Origin of the sequence: Martinezella paranaensis, from assembly GCF_014200235.1 — a bacterium.
Taxonomy (GTDB): Bacteria; Pseudomonadota; Alphaproteobacteria; order Rhizobiales; family Rhizobiaceae; genus Rhizobium; species Rhizobium paranaense.
Window position 1 is genome coordinate 410,906 of sequence record NZ_JACHBI010000003.1, and the last position, 23,500, is coordinate 434,405.

Consider the following 23,500-nt stretch of genomic DNA (forward strand, 5'->3'; position numbering starts at 1 on the left):
AATATGAATGCTAAGGCAATCAATCTGCAAATATCATCGGCGCCGACGCTGTCGCCAAGAGGCGTTGGGCGGAGTGCGACAGTCGTTGCTCACCTAGGGAAGATATGCCCGAGGAAGGTCACGGTTTAATGACAGCCTGTTGTCTGGTTCTTTCCTTTGGGCGAACACAGTGTTTCATTTCGGCTGGGTGATAAAAGCCTCAGACACGGCTATATAGCGGGCAAACGCCGCAAAACTAACCAGAAAAGCCGGACTTCGCCTCCATCATGGCCCCGATCATTTCCATCCGTAATCTTACCAAAACCTATTCTAATGGGTTTCAGGCACTGAAGGGCGTTGATCTCGACGTCGAGAAAGGCGAGATTCTGGCGCTGCTCGGGCCGAATGGCGCGGGCAAGACGACGATGATCTCCATTGTCTGCGGAATCACCAATCCGAGCGGCGGCACGGTGACCGTCGGCGGTCACGATGTCGTCAAGGAGTTCCGCGCCACGCGCACCATGATCGGCCTTGTGCCGCAGGAGCTGACGACCGATCAGTTCGAAACCGTGTGGAACACAGTCAGCTTTTCACGCGGCCTGCACGGCAAGAAACCGAATCCCGCGCATATCGAGCAGGTGCTGCGTGACCTGTCGCTCTGGGATAAGAGAGACAATATGCTGCGTCAGCTCTCCGGAGGCATGAAGCGGCGCGTCCTGATCGCCAAGGCGCTGTCGCACGAGCCCGAGATCCTTTTCCTGGACGAGCCGACGGCGGGCGTCGATGTGACGCTGCGCAAAGATATGTGGCACGTCGTCGAGCGGCTGCGGGCTTCCGGCGTCACCATCATCCTGACGACGCATTACATCGAGGAAGCCGAGGAGATCGCCGACCGTGTCGGCGTCATCAATGGCGGCAAGCTACTGTTGGTGGAAGAGAAGAAGGCCTTGATGGCCAAGCTCGGCCGCAAACAGCTCATCCTCGATCTCTTGCAGCCACTGGATGCCGTTCCGCATCATCTCGATGGCAATGGCCTGTCGCTGGGGCCGAATGGCACGACGTTGATCTACGACTACGATGCCGAACACGAGCAGTCGAGCATTGCCGCCTTGCTGTCGCGTCTGGCGGCCGCGGGTATTCATTTCAAAGACCTGTCGACGCGGCAGAGCTCGCTCGAAGACATCTTCGTATCGCTGGTGGGAGAAGACAAATGAACTTCGAGGCGATCAAATCCATCTATGCGTTCGAGATGGCCCGCACGCGCCGCACGCTGCTGCAGAGCGTCGTCTCGCCGGTCATTTCCACCTCGCTCTATTTCATCGTCTTCGGCGCCGCGATCGGCTCGCGCATCCAACTGGTGGAGGGCGTATCCTACGGGGCTTTCATCACACCGGGCCTGATCATGCTGACGCTGCTTAGCCAGTGCATCAGCAACGGTTCCTTCGGCATCTATTTCCCGAAGTTCACCGGCACGATCTACGAGGTTCTTTCCGCACCCGTCGCCATGACGGAAATCGTTCTTGGCTACGTCGGCGCTGCTGCGACCAAGGGGATGCTGATCGGGCTGATCATCCTGCTGACGGCGAACTTCTTTGTGCACATCACCATCGAACATCCATTCATGATGATCCTGTTCTTCGTGCTGACGGCGGTGACCTTCAGCCTGTTCGGCTTCATGATCGGCATTTGGGCGGGGAATTTCGAGCAGCTCAACCTTATTCCCATGCTGGTCGTGCCGCCGCTGACCTTCCTTGGCGGCAGCTTCTATTCCATCAACATGCTGCCGCCCTTCTGGCAGGCCGTCAGTCACCTCAATCCTGTTCTTTATCTCGTCAGTGGTTTCCGTTGGAGCTTCTTTGGCATCGCCGACGTCAACCCGGTGCTGAGCCTTGCGATGATCACGTTTTTCCTCTTGATCTGCCTGGCGACCCTCGGGTGGATTTTCAAAACGGGATATCGGTTAAGGAACTGATTGATAGGCGCTTTCCCGCAAGCACATGGGTTGCAATCGCCATCTCCGCGGTTCATAGATTTGATGTCCACGTCACTGGCGAAACAAGATGGCAAGCCGCGCGCCTGGGCGACCAATGCGAGCCTTGCTGCAGGTGTTCCATGCCCACAATCCCCCAGCCCCGTTCACTATCTGATGTCCTCTCGCGCCTCGATCTGCTGACCAATTGGGAGCGTAAGCCGCGCGGAGAGATGCGTGTCGGTCTCGACCCGATCCTCGATCTCATGCAGAGGCTAGGTAACCCCCACAAAAGTTTCCGCGCCATTCATGTCGGCGGGACCAAAGGCAAGGGGTCCGTTTCTGCACTCATCGAGGCTGCCTTGCTGCATGTAGGATGGAAGGTCGGTCGTTATGGCTCGCCGCATGTCGACCGTGTGAACGAGCGGATCAGCGTTTTGGGCCGAGCGGTCGAAGACGATGCGCTGGCGAGCGCAGTGGAACAGACGCTGGATTGCTACGAGTCTGCAAAGCGGGAAGCGACGGCCGGCGAAGACGCCACATGGTTCGACGTGATCACGGCTGCCGCCTTTCTTGCATTCCGAGACGCCGGTCTGGATTGGGTGGTTGTGGAAGTCGGGCTTGGCGGCCGGCTGGACTCCACCAATATCGTCTTTGGCGAGGTCGCCGTCGTCACCAATATCGAGCTCGAGCATACGGAGATCCTCGGCAGCACACGCGAGGCGATCGCCCGCGAGAAGGTGGGTATATTGAAGCCCGGCGCGGCGCTCGCGACGACACTTCCTGTCTCCGATGCTGCGGGCCAGGTTGTGCAGCAGCGCGCAGACGAGCTTGGTTGTCCCGTATTGCGCACTGATTTTCCCGATGATGCAACGATAGAGGACCGGAATGCTGCATTGGCCGGCCTAGTTCTGGATTATTTGGGACAGCGTGGTGAATGCGTGCGCGACGGTGCTCAACCAGACATTCCAGTCAGTGCACGGCTGCTTGATCAGGCGGTCAGGGATAGCGCGCATCTGCCGGGACGAATGGAGCGGTTTGCCTTCGAACTGCCCGCAGCTCCGAACGCGGCTCCGCGAACGGTACCGATGGTGATGGATGGCGCGCATGTTCCATTCAATATCGAGGCCGTTTTGCGGGATATCAGCCGCGATAGCGAGTTCAGCGGCGGGTGTATCGCTATTGTTGCGCTGGGGTCCGACAAGGATGCCACTGGGTTCTTGACCGTGCTGTCTCGCTACGCTGCCTATGCACTGTTCACGGAAGCGGGTGGGGCCGGCCGGTTTCATCCGGCCAATGAGCTGGAGGCAGTGGCAACCTCCATGGGAATGGCGTGCGACTCCGAGCCTGATGTGCGAAAGGCGTTGGACCGCGCCGCGGCGATGGCGGCGCAGAATAACGGCTGGGTTCTCGTGACCGGGTCGCTCTATCTTGTGGGAGCGCTGCGAAGCGTCTTATTGAAAGGCGGCTGATCGAGGATGGACGTCAATATTCGATCGGCTCTTCCCGAAGATGCGGCAGCGATGGCCAATCTGCATGTCACCGTATGGCGAGAAACCTATCGGACGTTGGCATCCCCCGAGGCTTTTCGCAGGCTCGATGAGGCCCATCGGCAAGCCAGATGGGCGGCGACATTGGCCGAGCCCGGCCGTGATCAATTGGTGCTGCTTGCAGAGCAAGGCGATCGGCTGGTTGGCATCGGCGCGGTTGGTGCACCGTCGTATGTCTTCTTCGAAGGGCGCGGGGAAATACGATCTCTCTACATCGATCCCTCCCTGAAACGTCAGGGCCTCGGCCGTCGTTTGATGCGGGAACTGGCGCGGCATCTTGCCGATCTCCACTATCCCGGCGCCGCCCTGGGCGTCGTTGCCGGCAACGAACCGGCAATCGCGTTTTACTGGTCGCTGGGCGGACGGATGGCAGGACGCTATATCGATCCCGGCCCGATTTGGCGCTCGGACAACATCATCTTCGTTTGGGACGATTTGTCGTTGTTGATCTAGCTTCGAGCCGGCCCGTTCATCCCTGCGCGGCTTTCCTTAGGGGTGTCATCGTCATGGCCATTACGCCGATGATGACGCAGACCAGCCCGATGCCGGCGGTCGGGGTCAAGGGCTCGCCGAGGAAGACGGCACCGATCGCGACGCCGATCGGGACGCGCAGGTAGGCTTGCGCCGTCGTGCCGATCGAACCAAGGGTCTGGATCAGCCGGAAATAGATCGAGAAGGCAAGGGCAGTCGACAGGATCGCAAGCGCGAAGAGAGCGGCGATCGACGCCGTCGAAGGCGCAAGCGTCCATGGCTGATCCACAACGAGGCTGATCGGAATAAGGATGACGGCGCCGCAAAGAAGCGAGCCGACTGCAGGCATCATCGGATCGAGGCCCTTGAAATTGCGGCCGAACAGAGCGGCACCGCCATAGCAAATCGATGCCGCGATCACGGCAAGTTGTGCCGGCAATTGCTGGCCGAAACCGTTCAACGCGTCGACGCCGATGATGAAGCAGATGCCCGTCAATCCGACCGCGATACCAAAGAGCTTGCGTGCGGTGACGCGCTCATTGCGCAGCAGGGTCGCCGCCAGCAGGAAGGTGAAGATCGGTGTGGTGGAATTCAGTATGGTCGCCAGACCGGCATCCACCGTTCGCTCGGCCCAGGCGATCAGGGTGAAGGGAATGACGCTGTTCAAACAGGCCTGAATGAGGAAGCGCCGCCATGTGGCGGGATCGTGCGGAAGCTCTAACCCGCGCCAGAGCACGATTGCAAACAGTACGCAGCCGGCGATGAGCGTGCGCGCGGCGATCAGGGTGATCGGCGGAATCGTCGCTACGCCGATCCTGATGAAAGTATAGGAGGCGCCCCACAAGGTCGCGAGCAGGAGCAGGAGCAAAAGCTCCGTCGTCGTGTTGGTTTTGGTTGGCGACATGACGGTCGAACTTTCGAGATCTGTGATGGCATATGCATCATGCCTAGCGTTCAATGGGTGCGTGATGCTTCGGGCCTCGTCGAAGTATGCCGCGCAAGCCCTCAAAGCCCTCAATCCCGCAACCGCAGCTCGTCCGTCTGCATCTGCATAGAGCCCAGTGTTTCCAGGAAGCTCATGCCGAGCAGACTCTGGTCGAGCTTGCCCTCTTCGGCGACGGTCGCTTGGACATCGCGGCGCTGGATCGGGCCGATGGCGACGGAGCCGAGTTGGACGGGAGCAGCTCTGGCCCGGCCGTTGGCCGTGATGACCGTCATTGAATAGGTAAGGTTTTCGGGGATGATGCCGACGCGCTCGGCGTCCTTCTGTGACAATGCGATGGCGCTGGCGCCGGTATCGACGAGCATGTCGATCGGCTGGCCGTTGATCATCACTTGCGCCTCGAAATGACCGTTCATCAGCTTGTGGAGAATGACTTCCTGACCGCCTTCGCTGGTCGTGACGACGACTGCGTGTCCGGGCACAAGGCCGGCCATCAGCCGGTCACCGACCTGCTGCGCATCGCGGCGGTAAATATAGGCGGTCGCCAGCGCCATGATGATGACCAGCCAGATCAGCAGATTGCGTAGCGACTGGCTGGCCGTATGGCGGCTCGCCCAAATGCCTGCGCCCATGACTAGGGCAAGCGGCACTAGGTAGACGACGCCGGCAAAGTCGTCATTGTTCATGCCGAAGGTCGTGCCGCTGCTATTGTTGAAGACGAGAAGCGCGAGACCGATGCCAATGATGGCGAGGGCAACGTTCAGCCGGTTCATACGGGGTTGCGCTCCCGCGCCAACCGCTGGCGACGGGTTTCCCGACGCGGCTTGCGTTCGACGGTTGCGAGGCGTTCCGGCAGGACCTGCATGATCTCTCGTCGCTGATCGTCGCTGTAGTTCATCCATGCGCCGATTTCTTCGCGCGTGCGTCCGCAGCCGAAGCAAAAGCCGGTGTTCATATCGATGGAGCAGACAAGAATGCAGGGTGTTAGCATAGTGGCATATATCGATGCTTCAAACGCACATGGCAAGGGTACAGAAGGCGGCGATCTCGCAAATCTGCTGCGTCGCACCGATGGTGTCGCCGGTGTGGCCGGAAAGCCTTTCACGCACGCGGCGGGTGAGTAGAAATGTCGCGGCTGCGGCGACCAAAAGGTACAGGATGAAGGCGGGAAGCCTGAGGCCCGGCCAGAGCAGAAAAGCCGAAAGTACCAGCGCGGTGATGAGTGCCACCTGCATTGCGCCGTAGTCCGGTTTGCCGGCCGAGGCGGCAATTCCATCCGGCTTGGCGGCAGGCAGAATATACCAATGCCAGACCATGGCGCCCCGGCTGAGCGCGGCGGTGGCCGGCAGAACAGGGGCTGCGGCAAAGGGTGTAAGGCCGCGAGCGATGGCGGCAAGGGCTGCTGCGCGCAGTCCGAAAGAGAGAATCAGCGCTACCGCGCCATAAGTGCCGATCCGGCTATCCTTCATGATGGCGAGCGCCTTGTCGCGATCCTTGCCGCCGCCAAGACCATCCGCCATGTCGCTCAGGCCATCCTCATGCAGAGCGCCTGTCGTCATCGTCTGAACTGTAAGCGCCAGCAGCGCCGCCATCAGCGGATCGGCGTGGAAAGCAAGCAGGGTGCCGAAGACTATTGCTGCGGGCAGGGCAATCAGCAGGCCGGCGAGGGGAAAGGTCCGCGAGACGCGGGTAAGCTTGCCGTCATAGTTCTCAAAGAAAGACGGCGGCACGGGAATACGGCTCAAAAAAGCGACGGCGCGCGCGGTATCGCCTGTGTATTCCCGAATATTCATCCTCTCCCCGCTATTCCTGCGACAGCATCGGACGTTTTTGGAGTTGTTCGCGCCGGTGCCGAAGACTAATAGAGTCGCACGCAAAGAACCTGATTTGAGACCAAAAGACAAGGAACGGCATTCATGAGCGTTACCGGCCTGCCATTCGACGATTTCCGCACGCTGCTGCGCGACCTTCCGGGTCCGGATTCCCGGGCGCTTGTCGCTGCGCGCGAGCGTGACGCACAGCTCACCAAGCCGCCGGGTGCTCTTGGCCGTCTGGAAGAGATTGCTTTTTGGCTCGCTGCCTGGACCGGCCGTGCGCCGGCCGTCAACCGGCCGCTCGTGGCGATCTTTGCCGGCAATCATGGCGTCACCAAGCAGGGCATCACGCCGTTTCCGCCAGCCGTAACACGGCAGATGGTGGAGAATTTCGCCGCTGGCGGCGCAGCCATCAACCAGATCTGTGTGGCCTATGATCTCGGCCTGAAGGTCTTCGATCTGGCACTGGATTTCCCGACCGCCGACATTACCGAAGAGCCGGCTCTCAGCGAACGCGATTGCGCCGCGACCATGGCCTTCGGCATGGAGGCGATTGCCGGCGGCACGGATCTGCTCTGCGTCGGCGAAATGGGCATCGGCAACACGACGATCGCGGCTGCCATCCACTATGCGCTCTACGGCGGCTCGGCGGCGGAATGGGTTGGACCCGGAACGGGTTCGGAAGGCGAGATGCTGAAGCGCAAGGTCGACGCCGTCGAACGGGCTGTGGCGCTGCACCGCGACCATCTTTCCGATCCGTTGGAAGTGCTGCGCCGCCTCGGCGGCCGCGAGATCGCTGCCATGGCTGGCGCCATCCTCGCCGCCCGCATGGAGCGTATCCCCGTCATTATCGATGGCTATGTCGCAACTGCTGCTGCTTCGATCCTCAAGGCCGCCAATCCGTCGGCTCTCGACCATTGCTTGATCGGCCACGTTTCGGCCGAACCGGGGCACATCAAAGCCATCGACAAGCTCGGCAAGACGCCGCTGCTGGCGCTTGGCATGCGGCTTGGCGAAGGCACGGGTGCAGCGCTTGCCGCCGGCATCGTCAAGGCTGCCGCTGCCTGCCATTCCGGCATGGCGACCTTCGAAAGCGCCGGCGTCGCCAACAAGCACTGACGAACGAAAACGGCGGAACGCGTAATTAAGCGTTCCGCCTCCAAAATTCCGACCGACTTTCGATCTATGTCATAAAACTGTAATGATTTTTCTGGCCGAGTCGGTTGCCGGCTTGCCTTGGGAATGGCGAGACGGTATTCGCAAGGCTGCTAAATTGCGGTTTGGACATTGCAGCGGGGCAGGGATGGCCGAGTTTTCGAAATCAGCGGTAACCAAGGAAACGGGTATCCGGCATTTCTTTGCCGCTGCCGGTTATTCCTGGGGTGGCTTTCAGCGCCTGCTGCAGGAATCGGCCTTCCGGCAGGAACTGCTGTTCGCAGCCGTTGGATTGATCCTGCTCGTCGCGGTTGGCGCAACGCTTGCGGAACTCATGATTGCCGTCGTGCTGTTTCTCGGCGTTTTTGCCGTAGAGGCGATGAATACGGCAGTGGAAGAAGTCATCGACCGGATTTCACCGGAGATTTCCAACGTCGGCAAGCATGCCAAAGATCTCGGCTCCTTTGCCGTCCTCTGCATGCTGGTCGCTTCCGGCCTCTATCTTCTCTATACGATCGCCAGCCATCTGTTTTTCCGCTAGCAAATTTATGGGCTGAGCGTCACGCGAAGCTCTTCTTGCGGCGTTCGACCAAGGGCGCGTCCTCGACGGCTGGCAGGCTTTGCAGCACTCGTTTGGCTGGCAGAATGGCGATGACCTCCGTGCCTTCGCGCAGCTTGGACTTCAGCATGAACTGGCCGTCATGTTTGGCGAGGATCGCCTGAACGATCGGCAAGCCGAGGCCGGTGCCTTGTTCGGCGCTTTTGATGGCGATCGAGCCCTGGCCGAAAGCGGAAAGAACCACCGGTATCTCTTCTTCGGGAATGCCCGGACCGTTGTCCCTGATCGCCACATATTGACCGCCGCCGGCAGTCCAACCGACTTTGACGCTGATCTCTCCGCCTTGCGGGGTGAATTTTACCGCATTCGAGAGAAGATTGAGGATCACCTGGCGCATGGATTTCTCATCCGCCCAGACCGAGGGAAGTTGCGGCTCGAACTGCGACGCGATGGAGATGTTCTTGCCACGCGCGCGCAACTGCACCATGCCGATGCAATCCTCCGCCACATCCAGCAGCGAAATTGCTTCCTCGTTCAGCTCATATTTGCCGGCCTCGATGCGGGAGAGGTCGAGGATCTCATTGATCAGGTTGAGAAGGTGCTGCCCGGAGCGATGGATGTCAGTGGTGTATTCGCGATAGGTGGCGTTGTTCAGCGGTCCCATCACCTCCGCCGACATGACTTCGGAGAAGCCGAGGATGGCGTTGAGCGGTGTTCTGAGTTCATGCGACATCGAGGCCAGGAAGCGCGATTTAGCGAGGTTTGCCTCTTCTGCGCGCCGACGTGCTTCATCCGACATGGATTTCGCGACTTCCAGCTCGGCAATCAGATCGTCCTTTTCCGACTGGAAGGAGAGGATCTTGAGGTTCGACTGAAACATGCGGTTGGTAATGAAGGTGAAGAAGATGACGGCGACGGCGACGGCGGCGGTGAGGGCAACATCGATCGGATTGCGCGTCAGCACCGCTCTGACGGCAAGCACCACGATGGCCGGCCCGAAGGAGAAGGGCACGGCGCGCGGCAGCATGAAATTCGCCATCGCCGTGACGCAGATCCCCACCAGCAGCGTCGCGCCTTTATAGAGCGCAAAACCGTCGCCGCCGCAGGTCGGGCAGGTCTGCATGGCGAAGTATGCCCAGCAAAAGCCGATGAGGAGTTGGCCGAGCAATAGCAATTGGCGCCATTTTCTGGCACTCTCGGCGGTCATTTCGCGTTTTTTTGCGCGCCGGCCGAGCAGCATGTTGACGGCATGTGCCGAGAGGGTCGGGATGGCCCAGATAAAGATATGCGCGTCGCCTGCGAGATAGACGCCGATCGCGGCGACGAGGACGACGAAGATCGGCATGACCGAGGCACCCTGCAGGAGGGTGTCGACATGCATCATCATGACTTCTCGGTCGAAGCTGCTGCTGTGGCCGGATTGCAGGCGCTCGCGCGTCTGCCGCACCGCTTTCGATACAGCCCGGTTACGGTGACTGCGCGATCGGTCGACGATGATTTTATCTGTCGATGTGCTGACGCCGGTGCTCATAGCTACGTTGAAGTTTGGCCTGCCAAGGGTTACAGACTAGCGGCCAAACCTTAAGAAGATGCTGCTCAGAAATGATTTGTTTGCCATCTTTGCCAAGGGTTTGTTCTTTAAGGAGGCAAAAGCGTGACGCGGTCTGGCCGGCTTTTTCGTGACGGCGTGACCACATTCGCGTTGCTGGCACTGCTCGGTTTGCTGGCGTTGAAGATGAACAATCGCCCGGAACTCATTCAAACTGGAAGTTTTTATGTCGTTGATGGCGATACGCTCGCCCGCGATGGTGATCGTTTTCGTCTGCTCGGTATCGATGCGCCGGAATATCGGCAGCAATGTCAGCGCGCCGACGTGAATTGGGCCTGCGGTGAAGAGGCTCGCAAGGCGCTTGATAAATTAATGAAGACGGGCGCGGCAGAATGTCGGGGAAGCGAACATGATCGGTACGGCCGGCCGCTGGTGACCTGTAAAGCCGGCGACGTCGACATCAATGGCGCGATGGTGCGCAGCGGCATGGCGGTTTCGTACGGCGGTTATGCTGCCGAGGAAGCTGAGGCGCGGCAGGCGAAGGCGGGGCTGTGGGCCGGCGATTTCGAGCGGCCGCGCGACTATCGGCGCGAGGAGCGGATGGCGGGCGGCGGTGATCCGCTGGCCGGGTTGGGCGACTATTTTCGACGATTTATTGGATGGGATCGCTGATGGCGCGGCAGGAAGAGTTGCAGGCGCTGGACAAGGCCATCGCCGCTTGCCGCGTCTGCCGGGACACGCCACTGCGCGGGGAGGCCGACCGATTGCCGCATGAGCCGAGGCCGGTTGCCGTATTGTCGGCGACCGCGCGTATTCTGATTGCCGGGCAGGCACCGGGGCTGCGGGTGCATGAGAGCGGCTTGCCATTTAATGACGCTTCCGGCGACCGGCTGCGGCAATGGTTGGGCGTCGATCGCGATAGTTTCTACAATCCTGATCATTTCGCCATTGTGCCGATGGGGTTCTGCTTTCCCGGCTACGACGATGCAGGCAGCGATTTGCCGCCGCGCAAGGAATGCGCGCCGCTCTGGCGTCAAAAGACTATCGACGCGATGCCGCAAATCGAGCTCGTCCTTACGATCGGCCAATATGCCCAGGCATGGCATCTCGGCCCGGCGCGAATGGCGTCGATGACGGAAACCGTTTCGGAGTGGCGGCGTTATCTCCTCACCAACCAATCGCCGGCCGTTTTGCCATTGCCGCATCCGAGTTGGCGCAACAGCGGCTGGCTAAAACGCAATCCTTGGTTCGAAGCGGAGCTGCTGCCCGTTTTGCGAGAACGTGTGAAAATCCTTGTTTTGTGAAACAAGTTTCTTTTCCTCTGGCAAAAATGCGCTATAGAGAGAATATAATTCGAAAGGGCACTCGAAATGGACCGTCTTGACCGCAAAATCCTGCGCCTGCTGCAGGAGGATTCCACTCTGGCCGTGGCCGATCTCGCCAAAAAGGTCGGACTGTCGACGACACCATGCTGGCGCCGTATCCAGAAGATGGAAGAGGATGGCGTCATCCGCCGTCGCGTCGCTCTGCTGGACCCCGAAAAGGTCAACACCAAGGTCACCGTTTTCGTCTCGATCCGCACCAACAGTCACTCGATCGAGTGGCTGAAGCGCTTTTCCGAAGTGATCGCCGACTTCCCGGAAGTGGTGGAATTCTATCGCATGAGCGGCGATGTCGATTATCTGCTGCGCGTCGTCGTGCCGGATATTGCCGCCTATGACGCGTTCTACAAGCGCATGATCGCCAAGATCGAAATTCGCGACGTATCCTCGGCATTCGCCATGGAACAGATCAAGTATTCGACGGAACTGCCGCTGGATTACATGCTCCTGGAGAACGCGAAGTCGAGCGACGATTAAGTTCGGCTGGTAGCATAGCGCGGAAGCGATATTTCCCGGTTGGTATCATCGCTTCCGACGCCAAGTCGTTTCACTTCTTATCCAAGCGTGCCAGCAGCGACGACGTGTCCCAGCGGTTGCCGCCCATGGCCTGGACGTCGCCGTAGAACTGATCGACCAGGGCGGTCAGCGGCAGTTTGGCCTTGTTGCGGCGCGCTTCCGCCAGCACAATGTCGAGGTCCTTGCGCATCCAGTCGACGGCAAAGCCGAAGTCGTATTTGCCGACATTCATCGTCTTGTGACGGTTTTCCATCTGCCAGGAACCGGCCGCGCCCTTGGAGATGACCTCCACCACCTTTTCGATATCCAGGCCCGCCTGCTTGCCGAAATGGATGCCTTCGGCGAGGCCCTGAACGATGCCGGCGATGCAGATCTGGTTGATCATCTTGGTGAGCTGGCCTGCGCCGACGGCACCCATGAGGCCGACCATGCGGGCATAGGCGTCAATCACGGGCTTTGCTCTTTCGAAGACCGCCTCATCGCCACCGCACATGACGGTCAGCACGCCGTTTTCCGCGCCGGCCTGACCGCCGGAGACGGGGGCGTCGATGAAGTCCACGCCTTTTTCCTTGGCTGCGGCATAGAGTTCGCGGGCGACTTCGGCGCTTGCCGTCGTATTGTCGATCAGGACGGCGCCCGCCTTCATACCGGAGAGAACGCCATCCTTGCCGATCGTTACCGAACGCAGGTCCTCGTCATTGCCGACGCAGGTGAATACGAAATCCGCGCCTTCGGCCGCAGCAGCAGGTGTCGAGGCAAACTTGCCGTCGAATTGTTTGGCCCAGGCCTCCGCCTTGGCGACGGTACGGTTATAGACGGTGACGTCATGACCGCCCTTGACCTTCAGATGCCCCGCCATGGGATAGCCCATGACGCCCATGCCGATAAAAGCGACCTTTGCCATTCGCGAAGACTCCTTCCAAAAATTTTGCCTGAAGGCTTAGCGGAAAGGCGAAGGGGGCGAAAGGCCGATTTGTCACCGACATGGCTCGCGGCCGAAACGTGATGGAGTGGGCAGCGCCGGGAAAAATATTCCGCCAAGCCGACCACAAATGAAAATCCATATTGTCGATATAATCGGTAGTCTATGCCAATATTCCGATACAGGCCTCCGCAGGTGGGCTCCCGATCAAACGCGTCCAGGAGACACGACATATCATGACCGCAACCGCCAAACCCATCGACTTCCTGTGGTTCATTCCGACCTCGGGCGACGGCACCTATCTCGGCTCGAACGATCTCAATCGTGGGCCGGAAATTGGCTATTTGACGCAGATCGCCCAGGCGGTCGATCGGCTCGGCTTTTCCGGCGTGTTGCTGCCGACCGGCGTCTCCTGCGAGGAGTCCTTCGTCACCGCGGCGGCCCTGTCTGCGCACACACAGAAGCTGAAGTTCCTGGTCGCCATCCGTCCGGGCACGGCGTCGCCGGCCTATTATGCTCGTCTCGCCTCGACGCTCGATCGCGTTTCCAACGGTCGCGTGCTGCTCAACATCGTGGTTGGCGGCAGCCCCGCCGAATTGGCCGGTGACGGTATCCATCTCGAGCATGATGAGCGCTATGCCCATGCCGACGAGTTCTTTACCGTGTGGGAAGAGCTGCTGGAGAAGGGTAGCTCGACGTTCGATGGCAAGTATATCAAGGCGACCAACGCAAGGCTGGGATTGCCGCCGGTACAGGCGCCGCGTCCGCCACTTTATTTCGGCGGCTCCTCGGATGCCGGCATCGAATTTTCGGTCGGCCGCGTCGACAAATATCTGACTTGGGGCGAGCCGCCGGCGCAAGTGGCCGAGAAAGTGAAGAAGGTACGCGCCGCCGCCGCCCGTAAGGGTCGTGAAGTCAGCTTCGGTATCCGCCTGCACTTCATTGTCCGCGAGACGGACGAGGAGGCGTGGGCGGCCGCCGACCGACTGATCTCCAAGCTCGACGATGAGACGATCCGGGAAGCGCAGGAGCAATTCGTCAATCAATCCGACTCCGTTGGTCAGAGGCGCATGGCGGCTCTTCATAGCGGCCGCCGCGACAAGCTGGAGGTTTCGCCAAACCTTTGGGCGGGCGTCGGCCTCGTGCGCGCCGGTGCCGGCACGGCCCTGGTCGGGTCGCCGAAGACCGTGGCGGCAAGGCTGCGCGAGTATCAGGATATCGGCATCGAAACCGTGATCGGCTCCGGCTATCCGCATCTGGAAGAGGCCTATCGCGTCGCTGAACTGCTGTTTCCGGAGCTTGGGTTATCCCGCGAGGAACAGCGAGCCGGCTTCCGCAATGAATTCGGGGCGAAGCATATTTTTGCCGGCGGCAGCCATGGCGGCAATCTGAAGGTCGTTTCCGGCTCGTAACGCGACCAAGCAATCGGCACGGTGATCCGGCGCTGGCCGAGGTGAAGGCCAGTTGCCGGCGACGATCCTGGGGGATGCGCGAGCAGGCTAGTTCGGCCTGCTTTCATCACCCTCGACATAGAGTCGAAGGTTGTCAAAGCCGATTTCCGTACCCATCAGCCGCGAGCCATTGTCGCCGTAGCCATCGAGAAAAACCACCTGCTCGGTGAACAGCATTATCGTGCTGCCGGGCGCCGGAGCGAAGGTAACAGTGGCCAGCGACACCGAGATGCGCTTGTCGTCGAGCATCATGTCAAAGACGTAGATAATGCGTTCGTTCGGTACGATATCGATGTAGCGGCCCTGATAGGCGTGTATCACGCCGTCCGTCGAAGCCACGCGGTTGCTTTCATTGCCGCCGGGACGGAAGTCGAGCTGGAATTCCAGTGGTGTCCAATCCCCATGGCAAGCGAACCACTGGCGCTTGTTCTCAGCCACCGCCCATGCGCCGAAGACGCGTGACAGCGGCGCCTTGAAGTGGCGCTCTATGGTCAGTGTCGTATGTTCCGTCGTTCTCCCGGTCATTTCACCGCTGTCTCCTCGGAATTGTCGGCTAGGAATTGGTCGAGCCGGTCGAAGGTCCTGTTCCATCCCGCTTTGCGCTCGGCGATCCAGCGCTCGACCGAATCCAACGCCTCCTTCCGGAGTTGGTAGGTCCGCACCCGGCCGATCTTTTCCGAATGCACCAGACCGCTCGTCTCCAATACGTGCAGATGTTTCATCACGGTCGGCAGTGCCATGGCGAACGGCTGGGCTAATTCCATTACCGAGGCGGGACCGCGGCCGAGACGGTCGATCATGCCGCGCCGGCTTTGATCCGATAGGGCCTGGAACATGCGATCGAGCGCAAGAGGATCGTCAAGCATGCGGCTGTTCCGGACGGAAACGGGCGGGCAGCTTTTGGCTATAGGGATAGAAATGGAAGTAGGGTATCGCCTCTTCGAGCACGCGCGCGAAAGACGGACGATCGAGTAGGCGTTGGTAATATTGCTGCAGCCGGACCTGCTGGTCGTCGAAGGGGACGAGTGTTTCGGCGTAGAACAATGCCGGGGCCGCGGCGCAATCCGCCATTGTCAACGCGTCACCCGCGATCCAACGTTTTTCGCCCAGTTGCTGCTCGATCATACCGTAGGCGGTGCGCAACAACGCCTGCGCCTGCGCGACGGCTCTGGGATCCCGCTCCTCTTCCGGACGACGAATATCGGCGACGATCGCCTGCATTGGTTCCTGCACATAGAGATCGAAGAAACGATCCCAGAGGCGGACGCAGAGCGCATCCGTCGGATCGAGCGGCAATAGTGGCGTCGGGCCGGGATAGTGTCGGTCGAGATATTCGATGATGATACTGGTTTCAGGAATGGTGCTGTCGAGCGCCTCGTCGCGCAGCACAGGGAATTTGCCGATCGGCCAGAGGCGCAGCAGCGATGCGCGCGACTCCTCGTTGGCGAGATCGATGATCTGGCTCTCGAAGGGCGTACCGTTCTCATAAAGCGCGATCAAGACCTTATGGCAGAAGGAGGCGAGGGGATGCTGATAGAGGATGAGAGACATGCAACGACCTTTCCTGCATCGGGGCTTATGCTGAAACTTACCTAAATGGCTAAGTAACAGATCGCGCGATCGAGTGCAATGAATAGTTATCCAATTGGATAACTATTCGGGCCGGTTTCAATAAGTCAGATCACGCCGCAACGAGACGCGCAATCACCAGATGGCCCGGCGTCGGGTGGCCGTCTTCCATGCGGACATTGATGTCGGTGATTTCGATCAGTTCGAAGCCGGTCGCGGTTAGCCGTTCGCGCACGTAGCTTTCCGCATGGGCAAAGCGCTGATGCGGACCGACCATGTAAGGGCGGCCTGCCATTGCGCTCTCGGGCAGGGTTTCCGATGAAAAGATGAAGAGGCCGCCCTGTGTCATGTTTTCGGCGGCGCCGAAGAACAGAGGCTCCAACGCGCCGAGATAGGGCAGCACATCGGTGGCGGTGATCAGATCGAACGCCTCCTCGTCATTGTCGTCGAGGAAATCCTCGACTTCGGCGACGATTAGCGTCTCATAGAGATCCTTCTCATGGGCGACTTCGACCATGTTTTCGGAAATATCGATGCCGGTGATGTCCTCGACGATGTCGCGTAGCGTGCCGCCGGTCAGGCCGGTGCCGCAGCCGAGATCGAGCATGCGCTTGAAGGGGCCGAGGCCGAGTGCCTGCAGCCGCTGCCGCACGAGAACGGGAACATGGTAGCCAAGCTGCTCGACAAGCACGTCCTCAAAGACTTCAGCATGCTGATCGAAGAGGGTTTCGACATAAGCATCCGGCGCTTTCACCGGCGTTTCGCCGCGGCCCATCGAGGCGATGCGCACGGCTGCGCCGCCGTGGTCCTCGGGATCGATCGCCAGCACATCCTCATAGGCCTTGACCGCAGCGTCGATATCGCCGGCTTTTTCGAGCGCAAGGGCGCGGTTGTAGGCTTCCGCCAGCGCATCTTCGTCGATCTTTTTCTTTGCCATGAGTGTTCGGTCCTTCATTCGTTAGGGAGGCATTAAGGTGCTTGAAAGGCTTTTGCAATGGCCGCGTTGAAGGAGCAAAATATTCGTTCGCAGCAGGGTCGGGCCATAAGGCCGTTGCGCGAAAGAAGAAAAAAGGAGGAAAAAACCATGGCCACCGAGCTCACCACGCCCCATCTCATGGACAGTGCCACGGATCGGAAATCGCCGCCCATGCCGACGACGACGGGAGAGATCACCAACACGTTGACCCATTATTACCGTGGCGAGCTTGGGCGGATGACGAGTTGGCGCGACCGCATCGACCGGACCTCGAATTGGGCAATTACCGTCGTCGCGGCTTTGCTTTCCGTATCGCTCTCATCGCCGACGTCGCATCATGGCGTGCTGTTGTTCGGCATCATGCTGATCACATTGCTGCTGATGATCGAGGCGCGGCGCTATCGCTTCTTCGATGTCTACCGGGCGCGGATACGGCAACTGGAGCGGAGCTATTTTGCGCAGATCCTGGCGCCCGAAGCCGAGCTCAATCCCGATTGGGCACTGTCGATTGCCAAAAGCCTGCGTGCACCACGGTTTCTGCTCAGCTATTTCGAAGCAATGCAGCGGCGCCTGCGGCGGAATTATTGCTGGATGTATGCGATTCTGCTGTTGGCGTGGGTATTGAAGATTTCGACGCCCAAGCTACAGGCGGAAGGTGTGCCGCAAGATTTTGTGCATTCGTGGAGCTATATTGCCGACAACGCCGCGCTTGGACCGATCCCCGGTTGGCCGGTGATCGCAATCGTCGCTGTGTTCTACGCCGTCATTCTCTATGGCACATTACGCCGCGGGCCGGATGACGGCGATTTCACCCATGGCGAAGCACATGTCTGATCGTTGGCAAAGCCCAGACTAATGCAGGATGAACTCTCCCTTCACCGCCCGCCACTCGGTCGCCGAGATCAGCCGGCGGTGAACGTAGCGCACCGAATGTAACGGCCCGTCGAGCTTCTCCTGCCAGAATTTCAGGAAGCCGCGCATTTCCGGGAAATTCGGAGCGAGATCATAGTCCTGCCAGATGTAGGTCTGTAGAAATTGCGGATGATCGGGCAGGCGATAGAGGATCTGCGCCGTGGTCAGCCCATAGCCTTGCAACTGCTTTTGCATGTCGTTGTGCATGAGGTCTCTCTTTCTGTTCCCACTGTTCTTCGTGACTCGGAGGTCACAGGAAAATGGAAACACCTCATGGTAAACCCAAGCTTTACAAAAGTGTTGCAAAAAAGAAATTTTGTCACGAAGATCAATATGATAGCAGCCTTATCAGGTGAGTGCTGCCAAGCGCAGACGGCGAAAGGGTGACGCCGTCCGGGTGAGGATCAACGTCTTAGATGGCGCGTCAGATAGGCTTCTATGTGCGCCCAACCGTTGCGCATCAGCTCGACGATGGAAAGATAGAAGATCGCCGCCCAGAGATAGGTCTGGTAGTCGTAGGTTTGTGAGAAGGCATAGCGTGTCTCGCCCATCAGATCGTAGACGGTGATGATCGAGACGGTCGCGGAGCTCTTGATCAGGAGGATGATCTCGTTGCCGTAAGGGCGCAACGCCACGATCAACGCCTGCGGCAAGATGATCTTGTAGAAGGTGACGAGCTTGTGAAGGCCGAGCGACGCCGCAGCCTCGCTTTGGCCGTGATGGACGCTCTGGATGGCGCCACGGACAATTTCGGTCTGATAGGCCGCCGTGTTCAGCGTCATGGCAAACAGACCGCAATTGAAGGGATCGCGGAAGAACCACCAGAGACCGATGCTGTCAATGAAGCCGCGCGCCTGCGGAAAGCCGTAATAGACCATGAAGATCTGCGCCAGCAGCGGCGTGCCGCGGAAGAGATAGACATAGCAATAGGTCAGGCCTTTGAGAATCCTGTTCTTCGACATTCTCGCGAAGGCGAGCGGAATGGAGAGGATCGCACCGAGGATGAAGGAAAGGCCGACGAGCTTCACTGTAATCCAGAGGCCGTGAAGAAAGCGCGGACCGAACTTGAAGAATTTCGCGTTGTCCCAATTGGTGATCATCATCGTGATGAGCGCGATGCCGAGCAGTGCCCAGAGCGCCAGGAAGAAATAACCGGCGAGGCGGGCCTTGGAGAGGCGCTTCATCGTCTCCGGTGGCGCCGGGCGCGCCGGGATCAAGACTTCAGCATAGCTCATCGGCGAAACTCCGCGCGTTTGGCCCAGCGATCGAGATAAAGCAACCCGGCCGAAGAGATGATGGCGAGCACCAGATAAAGGCCGCAGGCAACCAGGTAGAAGAAGAACGGTTCCTTGGTCGCGCGTACGGCAAGGCCCGTCTGGCGGATGATGTCAGCGAGTCCGATGACGGAAACGTAGGATGTGTCCTTCAGCAGGTTCATCCAGAGGTTTCCAAGATTGGGAAGCGAGATGCGGATCAATTGCGGCAGGATGATAAGACGCATCGTGCGGGCGCGGTGAAAGCCGAGAGCATCGCCCGCTTCATACTGTCCCTTGGGAATCGCTCTAAAGGCTGACAGCAGAACTTCCGAACAATAGGCGGAAAAGACGATCGAAAGCGCGACCATGCCGGCGACGAAGGCATTGATTTCGACCTGCCCGGTGTAGCCGACGTAGGCGAGTGCCGTTTGCAGCAGAATCTGGATGCCGTAATAGATGATGAAGAGCGTCAGAAGCTCCGGCAGGCCGCGGAAGATGGTGGTGAATACGCCGGCAGCGAGCCGCAGGGACTTTTCTTCGGATTGCTGCGCGAGCGCCACCAGGAAGCCGACGATCAAGCCGAGCGGCAATGTCAGGACGGCCACCGTTATCGTGATTTTGAGGCCGCCCGCGATCTCGTCGCCCCAGCCGGTGTCTCCGCAGGCGATAACAGTGTTCTGGCCGAACAGGGTGAATAGCCCCACGGGGCCGCACAGTGGATCGAAGGCGTCACTCATCCAGGTCCACAAGGAACCAAACGCGGAAAACAATCCGCCCATACCGTATTTCCCCTCGCAGCTTTTGCCGCGTCTCTCTTATAATTCTATTAGTTGTCAAACAAAAACGGCGGAAGAGCAAGCTTCCGCCGTCGTCTTTTCCCAAGGAATCGACGGCGATCACTCGCCGTAGACGTCGAAGTCGAAATACTTGTCCTGGATCTTCTTGTAGGTGCCGTCAGCGCGGATCGCAGCGATCGCAGCGTTGAGCTTGTCCTTCAGCGCGGTGTCGCCCTTGCGGAGGCCGATGCCGGCGCCAACGCCGTTGATTTGCGGATCGGTCTTCAGCGTGCCGAGCATCTTGCAGCAATTGCCGGAGTCGGACTTAACCCATTCGGAAAGAACCACGACGTCGTCGATGACAGCGTCGATACGGCCGTTGGCGAGGTCGAGCTTGTATTCGTCCGGCGACGGATAGAGCTTCAGCTCGGCATCCTTCAGATGTGCGGTGGCGTAGTTTGCGTGCGTGGTCGAGGACTGCGCGCCGATGGTCTTGCCCTTCAGGGCCTCATCGGTTGCGGCGGTCACGGTCGAATCCTTCGGCACGGCGATCGCCGGTGGGGTGTTGTAGTATTTGTTGGTGAAGTCGATCGTCTTTTCACGCTCCGGCGTGATCGACATGGACGATACGATGGCGTCGAACTTCTTGGCCTGCAGGGCCGGGATGATGCCGTCGAAATCCTGGTTCACGAAGGTACATTTGACCTTCATCTGATCGCAAAGCGCATTGGCTATATCGATGTCGAAGCCGACGAATTTGCCGGCTGAGTCGAGGGATTCGAACGGCGGATAGGTGGCATCGGTGCCGATAACGATCGAATCGCCGTCAGCGAGTGCTGCCCCGGCGAAAAGCGACATCGCGGCAAGCGACGCAGCGGCGAAAAGACGAGTGGAGATGCGCATTTTGATCCTCTCTGTTGACGACCGGCGGCTATTTTTCTTCATTGGCGACCGGCCAGAATGGAGCGGGTGCGTGGCCCGCCTGCTGCGGATATTCGTACTTTTTTTTCACAAATTGCAACTGGAATTACAAAGCCGCATTGCGTCGCACACACGATCTCCAAAGCGCTTGCGTGATCCCGCAAAGCTGAACGGAAGCCTTCCGGCGCGTTCAGGCGGGGTTAATTTTGCGTGCCTAATTGTTCGGAACATATCACTGCCTGCCGCGATTCAGCCCTATGGGCACCGAAAATTGGCCGGGATCATCGGGCATCAGCTCCATGGGCTGGGATCCGCACCTCGGCGGATAATGATAATAAAAGGAGACCCCAACTATGGGAAAGCGATCCAGACTATTTGCCAGTGCAGCATTTCCGCTGCTGTCCTTAACACTGGCATTTGAGCCCGCCGCCGCCACAGCGCTGCGCGAACAGCCCATCGCACCGTTGAGCAATGATGCCGCCAAATCGGCGGCCATCGACGGCAATGCAAGTTTCGAAGTTGCCCAGGAGCAGCCGGCTCCGGACGGACAATCCGAGGAAGAACTGCGCAAGCACAAGAAGCCAGGTGCTGCCGAGCAGGGAGAACCGCAAGGCCAGAAGCCGGCACAGCAGGGCGGGGCAGAGCCGCAACACAAGATGAAAGAAGCGCAGCCCGAAGCTCAGCCTGAACAGGCGAAGCCGGGCAAGCAGCAGCAACAGGAAACGCAGCAGCCCAAGGCGGCCGCACCGGAAACCCAGCAGGCTCAGCCGGAGCAAAAGAAGCCTAAGCAGAATGCGGAGCAACAGCCAGCGGTGCAGCCGGAGGCAACGCCGCAGACGAAGGCCGCTCAGCAACAGGCTGCCCCTGAAGCGCAACCGCAAGCCCAGCCCGAACTGAAGAAGCATCAGAAGTCGCAGGGGCAGGCGGCTGAACCGGCACAGCAGCCGGCGGAAAAGCAGGCGGCACCCGCTCAGCAGCCGGCAGAAAAGCCGGCGGTGCCTGCTCAGCAACCAGCGGAAAAGCAGGCCGCGCCCGCACAGCAACCGGCCCCGGCCACGCAACAGTCTCAGAGCCAACAGGCTCAGCCGGAGACACAAGGCCAGCCCGAGCCAAAGAAGCATCAGAAGAAGCAAGATCAATCGGCAGCGCCGGCACAGCAACCGGCCGAACAGCAGGCAACGCCAGCCCCGAAGCAGGCTCCTTCCACTGAGCAGCAGGCAGCGCCAGCCCTGAAACAAGCTCCTTCCGCAGCGCAGGCCCAGCCGAATACCCAGGCTCAGCCGGGAACGCAGGTCGAGCCCGGCACGCAGCAGGGACAGAAGCCGGGCCACAAGCTGCCGCTGAATGAGCAGCAGACCGGACAGCAGCCTGCTGCCGCTCCCGAACAGCAGCCGGTTCAGAAAAGCCAGGGACTGCAGGCTCAGCCGCAGAATCAGGCCGCTCCGCAGACTGGCAAACAAGCGCAGCCGAACGTCGAAACCGGTGCTCCCGCCCAGGGTAACGCCGCGCAGGCACCGGCCAATGGTGCCGTACAGCAGGGCGCCCAGACAGCAGCTCCCGCCGCCGCACCGGTCTCGCCTCAGGAACTCGAGCGCCGAAAGAAGATCGCGGAAAATCCTGCGGCCACCAACGAAACCGTCATTCTGCCGGTGCAGAACGGCGCTGCCGTGCTGGATAGCGATAAGGACACGGCACGGCGCGGCCTTCGTCAGGGTGGCCAAGCCGCCGGCGGTCAGGCGGGTCAGGCGCCGGTTCAAGGTCAGGCCCAGCCTCAGACGCAACAAGGGCAGAACGCCCCGGTGCAACCGCAGCCGGCCTATGCCAAGCCACCGACCTCCGATGCCGAAGCGCAACGCGCGCTCGGCGGACAGCAGCAACAGCCTGTGAGGATCGAAGCCATTACCAGCGAGCAGGGCCGACGGCTTGATCGCCGGCCGGATTTCGCGGCGCCGGAAGGTGTCGCCGTTCAGCCGAATGGCACTCAGGACAATCGCGTCATCCTGAATATCGACAACAACTTTGTGGTCCGTCACGATGACAGCGAGCGCTTCGTTCGCGACGGCGAACGTCCGACCTATGAGCAGCTTCCGCGCGACCGTTATCGCGAAACGATCGACCGGCCGGATGGCGATCGCATTATCACGGTGCGCAATCGCTATGGCGACGTCATTCAGCGCTCGCGCATCGACGCGCGCGGCCGCGAATATGTGCTGTTCTATTCGCCGGAACTGGAGGATCAGCCGGACCAGGACGACTACTTCCGCGATCCCGGTGACGAATTGCCGCCGATGCGCCTGCGCATTCCGGTGAACCAGTACATCATCGATACTGGCACGGACCGCCAGGCGGACTATTACGGCTTCTTGCGCGAACCGCCGGTCGAGCCGGTCGAGCGGGTCTATTCGCTGAACGAAGTGCGTTATTCCGCCCGCATCCGCGACAAGGTGCGCCGTATCGACCTCGATACGATCACCTTTGCGACGGGTAGTGCGGAAATCCCGATGTCGCAGGCAAGTTCGCTGCGCGGCGTTGCCGACGCCATGGGCAAGATCGTCAAGAAGGACCCAACCGAGACCTTCCTGATCGAAGGTCATACGGATGCCGTCGGCACTGCGCAAAGCAACCTGGTTCTTTCCGACCAGCGTGCCGAATCCGTCGCCAACGTCCTCAGCGATGTCTACGGCATTCCGCCGGAAAACCTGGTGACCCAGGGTTACGGCGAGCAATATCTCAAGGTGAATACGCAGGGGCCCGAGCAGGAAAACCGTCGCGTTACCATCCGCCGTGTTACGGCGCTGGTACGTCCGGTCGCTTCAACTCAGTAAGCTTT

General features: G+C 59.9%; 26 protein-coding genes. 12 read left to right on the top strand and 14 right to left on the bottom strand.

Annotation, left to right across the window (positions count from 1 at the left end):
* Positions 1–266 precede the first annotated feature (266 nt).
* The 4 genes from GGD50_RS10875 (at position 267) to GGD50_RS10890 (ending at position 3,951) form a co-directional block, all read left to right on the top strand.
* Positions 267–1,193 (top strand): ABC transporter ATP-binding protein, encoded by a 927-nt coding sequence (locus GGD50_RS10875; protein ID WP_107108298.1) that lies wholly within the window; start codon positions 267–269, stop codon positions 1,191–1,193.
* Positions 1,190–1,951 carry an ABC transporter permease gene (locus GGD50_RS10880; protein ID WP_107108297.1) on the top strand — a complete coding sequence of 254 codons (762 nt, stop codon included), beginning with the start codon at positions 1,190–1,192 and terminating at the stop codon, positions 1,949–1,951. Before GGD50_RS10875 ends, GGD50_RS10880 begins: the two co-directional genes overlap by 4 nt.
* Before the next feature lie 140 nt (positions 1,952–2,091).
* A complete protein-coding gene (locus GGD50_RS10885; protein WP_107108296.1) occupies positions 2,092–3,420 on the top strand; it encodes a bifunctional folylpolyglutamate synthase/dihydrofolate synthase in 1,329 nt (442 codons plus the stop codon).
* A 6-nt stretch (positions 3,421–3,426) separates the two neighbouring features.
* Positions 3,427–3,951 carry a GNAT family N-acetyltransferase gene (locus GGD50_RS10890; protein WP_107108295.1) on the top strand — a complete coding sequence of 175 codons (525 nt, stop codon included), beginning with the start codon at positions 3,427–3,429 and terminating at the stop codon, positions 3,949–3,951.
* Positions 3,952–3,967: 16 nt separating this feature from the next.
* Here GGD50_RS10890 and GGD50_RS10895 read toward each other — a convergent pair whose 3' ends face one another.
* The 4 genes from GGD50_RS10895 to GGD50_RS10910 all read right to left on the bottom strand — a co-directional run bounded on the left by GGD50_RS10895 (position 3,968) and on the right by GGD50_RS10910 (position 6,705).
* Positions 3,968–4,873, bottom strand: a complete 906-nt coding sequence (locus GGD50_RS10895; RefSeq protein ID WP_107108539.1) for a DMT family transporter — start codon at positions 4,871–4,873, stop codon at positions 3,968–3,970.
* A 110-nt stretch (positions 4,874–4,983) separates the two neighbouring features.
* Entirely contained in the window at positions 4,984–5,685 is a 702-nt protein-coding gene (locus GGD50_RS10900) for a TIGR02281 family clan AA aspartic protease (protein WP_107108294.1), read from the bottom strand.
* Positions 5,682–5,903 (bottom strand): DUF1289 domain-containing protein, encoded by a 222-nt coding sequence (locus tag GGD50_RS10905; RefSeq protein WP_107108293.1) that lies wholly within the window; start codon positions 5,901–5,903, stop codon positions 5,682–5,684. Before GGD50_RS10905 ends, GGD50_RS10900 begins: the two co-directional genes overlap by 4 nt.
* A gap of 19 nt (positions 5,904–5,922) precedes the next feature.
* Positions 5,923–6,705 (bottom strand): adenosylcobinamide-GDP ribazoletransferase, encoded by a 783-nt coding sequence (locus tag GGD50_RS10910; RefSeq protein WP_107108292.1) that lies wholly within the window; start codon positions 6,703–6,705, stop codon positions 5,923–5,925.
* Positions 6,706–6,828: 123 nt separating this feature from the next.
* Here GGD50_RS10910 and cobT point away from each other — a divergent pair, with 123 nt between their 5' ends.
* Together cobT and GGD50_RS10920 are read left to right on the top strand one after the other, a co-directional pair.
* Positions 6,829–7,845, top strand: coding sequence for a nicotinate-nucleotide--dimethylbenzimidazole phosphoribosyltransferase (gene cobT / locus GGD50_RS10915; RefSeq protein ID WP_107108291.1), 1,017 nt, complete (start codon positions 6,829–6,831; stop codon positions 7,843–7,845).
* A gap of 184 nt (positions 7,846–8,029) precedes the next feature.
* The gene (locus GGD50_RS10920) at positions 8,030–8,422 is read left to right on the top strand and encodes a diacylglycerol kinase (RefSeq protein WP_107108290.1); all 393 of its coding nucleotides are present in this window, start codon (positions 8,030–8,032) and stop codon (positions 8,420–8,422) included.
* A gap of 19 nt (positions 8,423–8,441) precedes the next feature.
* Here GGD50_RS10920 and GGD50_RS10925 read toward each other — a convergent pair whose 3' ends face one another.
* The gene (locus GGD50_RS10925) at positions 8,442–9,971 is read right to left on the bottom strand and encodes a sensor histidine kinase (RefSeq protein ID WP_107108289.1); all 1,530 of its coding nucleotides are present in this window, start codon (positions 9,969–9,971) and stop codon (positions 8,442–8,444) included.
* Between the two features lie 123 nt (positions 9,972–10,094).
* Here GGD50_RS10925 and GGD50_RS10930 point away from each other — a divergent pair, with 123 nt between their 5' ends.
* The 3 genes from GGD50_RS10930 to GGD50_RS10940 all read left to right on the top strand — a co-directional run bounded on the left by GGD50_RS10930 (position 10,095) and on the right by GGD50_RS10940 (position 11,848).
* On the top strand, positions 10,095–10,661 hold the full coding sequence (locus GGD50_RS10930; RefSeq protein WP_107108288.1) for a thermonuclease family protein: 567 nt from the start codon (positions 10,095–10,097) through the stop codon (positions 10,659–10,661).
* Positions 10,661–11,293, top strand: a complete 633-nt coding sequence (locus GGD50_RS10935) for a uracil-DNA glycosylase family protein (RefSeq protein WP_107108287.1) — start codon at positions 10,661–10,663, stop codon at positions 11,291–11,293. Before GGD50_RS10930 ends, GGD50_RS10935 begins: the two co-directional genes overlap by 1 nt.
* 66 nt (positions 11,294–11,359) lie before the next feature.
* The gene (locus GGD50_RS10940) at positions 11,360–11,848 is read left to right on the top strand and encodes an Lrp/AsnC family transcriptional regulator (protein ID WP_107108286.1); all 489 of its coding nucleotides are present in this window, start codon (positions 11,360–11,362) and stop codon (positions 11,846–11,848) included.
* 70 nt (positions 11,849–11,918) lie between these two features.
* Here GGD50_RS10940 and GGD50_RS10945 read toward each other — a convergent pair whose 3' ends face one another.
* Entirely contained in the window at positions 11,919–12,791 is an 873-nt protein-coding gene (locus tag GGD50_RS10945; RefSeq protein WP_107108285.1) for an NAD(P)-dependent oxidoreductase, read from the bottom strand.
* 254 nt (positions 12,792–13,045) lie between these two features.
* Here GGD50_RS10945 and ssuD point away from each other — a divergent pair, with 254 nt between their 5' ends.
* Complete coding sequence (gene ssuD / locus GGD50_RS10950) at positions 13,046–14,221, top strand: FMNH2-dependent alkanesulfonate monooxygenase (RefSeq protein ID WP_107108284.1); 1,176 nt, start codon at positions 13,046–13,048, stop codon at positions 14,219–14,221.
* 87 nt (positions 14,222–14,308) lie between these two features.
* On the opposite strand, the gene GGD50_RS10955 is transcribed toward ssuD, so the two are convergent.
* The 4 genes from GGD50_RS10955 to GGD50_RS10970 form a co-directional block, all read right to left on the bottom strand.
* On the bottom strand, positions 14,309–14,785 hold the full coding sequence (locus tag GGD50_RS10955; RefSeq protein ID WP_107108283.1) for an SRPBCC family protein: 477 nt from the start codon (positions 14,783–14,785) through the stop codon (positions 14,309–14,311).
* Positions 14,782–15,126 (bottom strand): ArsR/SmtB family transcription factor, encoded by a 345-nt coding sequence (locus GGD50_RS10960; RefSeq protein WP_107108282.1) that lies wholly within the window; start codon positions 15,124–15,126, stop codon positions 14,782–14,784. The genes GGD50_RS10955 and GGD50_RS10960 overlap by 4 nt, the downstream gene beginning before the upstream one ends.
* Positions 15,119–15,811, bottom strand: coding sequence for a glutathione S-transferase family protein (locus GGD50_RS10965; RefSeq protein ID WP_107108281.1), 693 nt, complete (start codon positions 15,809–15,811; stop codon positions 15,119–15,121). Before GGD50_RS10965 ends, GGD50_RS10960 begins: the two co-directional genes overlap by 8 nt.
* A 130-nt stretch (positions 15,812–15,941) precedes the next feature.
* Positions 15,942–16,766 (bottom strand): class I SAM-dependent methyltransferase, encoded by an 825-nt coding sequence (locus tag GGD50_RS10970; RefSeq protein ID WP_107108280.1) that lies wholly within the window; start codon positions 16,764–16,766, stop codon positions 15,942–15,944.
* 177 nt (positions 16,767–16,943) lie between these two features.
* Between GGD50_RS10970 and GGD50_RS10975 the strand changes: the two genes are divergently transcribed.
* A complete protein-coding gene (locus GGD50_RS10975) occupies positions 16,944–17,639 on the top strand; it encodes a DUF2270 domain-containing protein (RefSeq protein ID WP_245407477.1) in 696 nt (231 codons plus the stop codon).
* An 18-nt stretch (positions 17,640–17,657) separates the two neighbouring features.
* Here the strand turns inward: GGD50_RS10975 and GGD50_RS10980 are convergent, their stop codons facing one another.
* The 4 genes from GGD50_RS10980 to GGD50_RS10995 all read right to left on the bottom strand — a co-directional run bounded on the left by GGD50_RS10980 (position 17,658) and on the right by GGD50_RS10995 (position 20,652).
* Positions 17,658–17,924, bottom strand: a complete 267-nt coding sequence (locus GGD50_RS10980) for an usg protein (RefSeq protein WP_104823311.1) — start codon at positions 17,922–17,924, stop codon at positions 17,658–17,660.
* Positions 17,925–18,121: 197 nt separating this feature from the next.
* Complete coding sequence (locus GGD50_RS10985; protein ID WP_107108278.1) at positions 18,122–18,952, bottom strand: ABC transporter permease; 831 nt, start codon at positions 18,950–18,952, stop codon at positions 18,122–18,124.
* Positions 18,949–19,752: an ABC transporter permease gene (locus GGD50_RS10990; protein ID WP_107108277.1), complete on the bottom strand. Its 804-nt coding sequence runs from the start codon at positions 19,750–19,752 to the stop codon at positions 18,949–18,951. The genes GGD50_RS10985 and GGD50_RS10990 overlap by 4 nt, the downstream gene beginning before the upstream one ends.
* 117 nt (positions 19,753–19,869) lie before the next feature.
* Entirely contained in the window at positions 19,870–20,652 is a 783-nt protein-coding gene (locus tag GGD50_RS10995; RefSeq protein WP_107108276.1) for an ABC transporter substrate-binding protein, read from the bottom strand.
* Positions 20,653–21,023: 371 nt separating this feature from the next.
* On the opposite strand from GGD50_RS10995, the gene GGD50_RS11000 reads away from it, so the two are divergent.
* Positions 21,024–23,495: an OmpA family protein gene (locus GGD50_RS11000; RefSeq protein WP_107108275.1), complete on the top strand. Its 2,472-nt coding sequence runs from the start codon at positions 21,024–21,026 to the stop codon at positions 23,493–23,495.
* The last annotated feature ends 5 nt before the right edge of the window (positions 23,496–23,500 follow it).

Bases quoted from the DNA above. Each gene is read 5' to 3' on its own strand.
- GGD50_RS10985 (WP_107108278.1), bottom strand. From the start codon at position 18,952: ATGAGCTATGCTGAAGTCTTGATCCCGGCGCGCCCGGCGCCACCGGAG.
- GGD50_RS10965 (WP_107108281.1), bottom strand. From the start codon at position 15,811: ATGTCTCTCATCCTCTATCAGCATCCCCTCGCCTCCTTCTGCCATAAG.
- GGD50_RS10940 (WP_107108286.1), top strand. From the start codon at position 11,360: ATGGACCGTCTTGACCGCAAAATCCTGCGCCTGCTGCAGGAGGATTCC.
- GGD50_RS10990 (WP_107108277.1), bottom strand. From the start codon at position 19,752: ATGGGCGGATTGTTTTCCGCGTTTGGTTCCTTGTGGACCTGGATGAGT.
- GGD50_RS10970 (WP_107108280.1), bottom strand. From the start codon at position 16,766: ATGGCAAAGAAAAAGATCGACGAAGATGCGCTGGCGGAAGCCTACAAC.
- GGD50_RS10920 (WP_107108290.1), top strand. From the start codon at position 8,030: ATGGCCGAGTTTTCGAAATCAGCGGTAACCAAGGAAACGGGTATCCGG.
- GGD50_RS10905 (WP_107108293.1), bottom strand. From the start codon at position 5,903: ATGCTAACACCCTGCATTCTTGTCTGCTCCATCGATATGAACACCGGC.
- GGD50_RS10995 (WP_107108276.1), bottom strand. From the start codon at position 20,652: ATGCGCATCTCCACTCGTCTTTTCGCCGCTGCGTCGCTTGCCGCGATG.
- GGD50_RS10910 (WP_107108292.1), bottom strand. From the start codon at position 6,705: ATGAATATTCGGGAATACACAGGCGATACCGCGCGCGCCGTCGCTTTT.
- GGD50_RS10945 (WP_107108285.1), bottom strand. From the start codon at position 12,791: ATGGCAAAGGTCGCTTTTATCGGCATGGGCGTCATGGGCTATCCCATG.
- GGD50_RS10875 (WP_107108298.1), top strand. From the start codon at position 267: ATGGCCCCGATCATTTCCATCCGTAATCTTACCAAAACCTATTCTAAT.
- GGD50_RS11000 (WP_107108275.1), top strand. From the start codon at position 21,024: ATGGGAAAGCGATCCAGACTATTTGCCAGTGCAGCATTTCCGCTGCTG.
- GGD50_RS10885 (WP_107108296.1), top strand. From the start codon at position 2,092: ATGCCCACAATCCCCCAGCCCCGTTCACTATCTGATGTCCTCTCGCGC.
- GGD50_RS10895 (WP_107108539.1), bottom strand. From the start codon at position 4,873: ATGTCGCCAACCAAAACCAACACGACGACGGAGCTTTTGCTCCTGCTC.
- GGD50_RS10880 (WP_107108297.1), top strand. From the start codon at position 1,190: ATGAACTTCGAGGCGATCAAATCCATCTATGCGTTCGAGATGGCCCGC.
- ssuD (WP_107108284.1), top strand. From the start codon at position 13,046: ATGACCGCAACCGCCAAACCCATCGACTTCCTGTGGTTCATTCCGACC.
- GGD50_RS10960 (WP_107108282.1), bottom strand. From the start codon at position 15,126: ATGCTTGACGATCCTCTTGCGCTCGATCGCATGTTCCAGGCCCTATCG.
- GGD50_RS10890 (WP_107108295.1), top strand. From the start codon at position 3,427: ATGGACGTCAATATTCGATCGGCTCTTCCCGAAGATGCGGCAGCGATG.
- GGD50_RS10955 (WP_107108283.1), bottom strand. From the start codon at position 14,785: ATGACCGGGAGAACGACGGAACATACGACACTGACCATAGAGCGCCAC.
- GGD50_RS10975 (WP_245407477.1), top strand. From the start codon at position 16,944: ATGGACAGTGCCACGGATCGGAAATCGCCGCCCATGCCGACGACGACG.
- GGD50_RS10980 (WP_104823311.1), bottom strand. From the start codon at position 17,924: ATGCACAACGACATGCAAAAGCAGTTGCAAGGCTATGGGCTGACCACG.
- GGD50_RS10935 (WP_107108287.1), top strand. From the start codon at position 10,661: ATGGCGCGGCAGGAAGAGTTGCAGGCGCTGGACAAGGCCATCGCCGCT.
- cobT (WP_107108291.1), top strand. From the start codon at position 6,829: ATGAGCGTTACCGGCCTGCCATTCGACGATTTCCGCACGCTGCTGCGC.
- GGD50_RS10925 (WP_107108289.1), bottom strand. From the start codon at position 9,971: ATGAGCACCGGCGTCAGCACATCGACAGATAAAATCATCGTCGACCGA.
- GGD50_RS10900 (WP_107108294.1), bottom strand. From the start codon at position 5,685: ATGAACCGGCTGAACGTTGCCCTCGCCATCATTGGCATCGGTCTCGCG.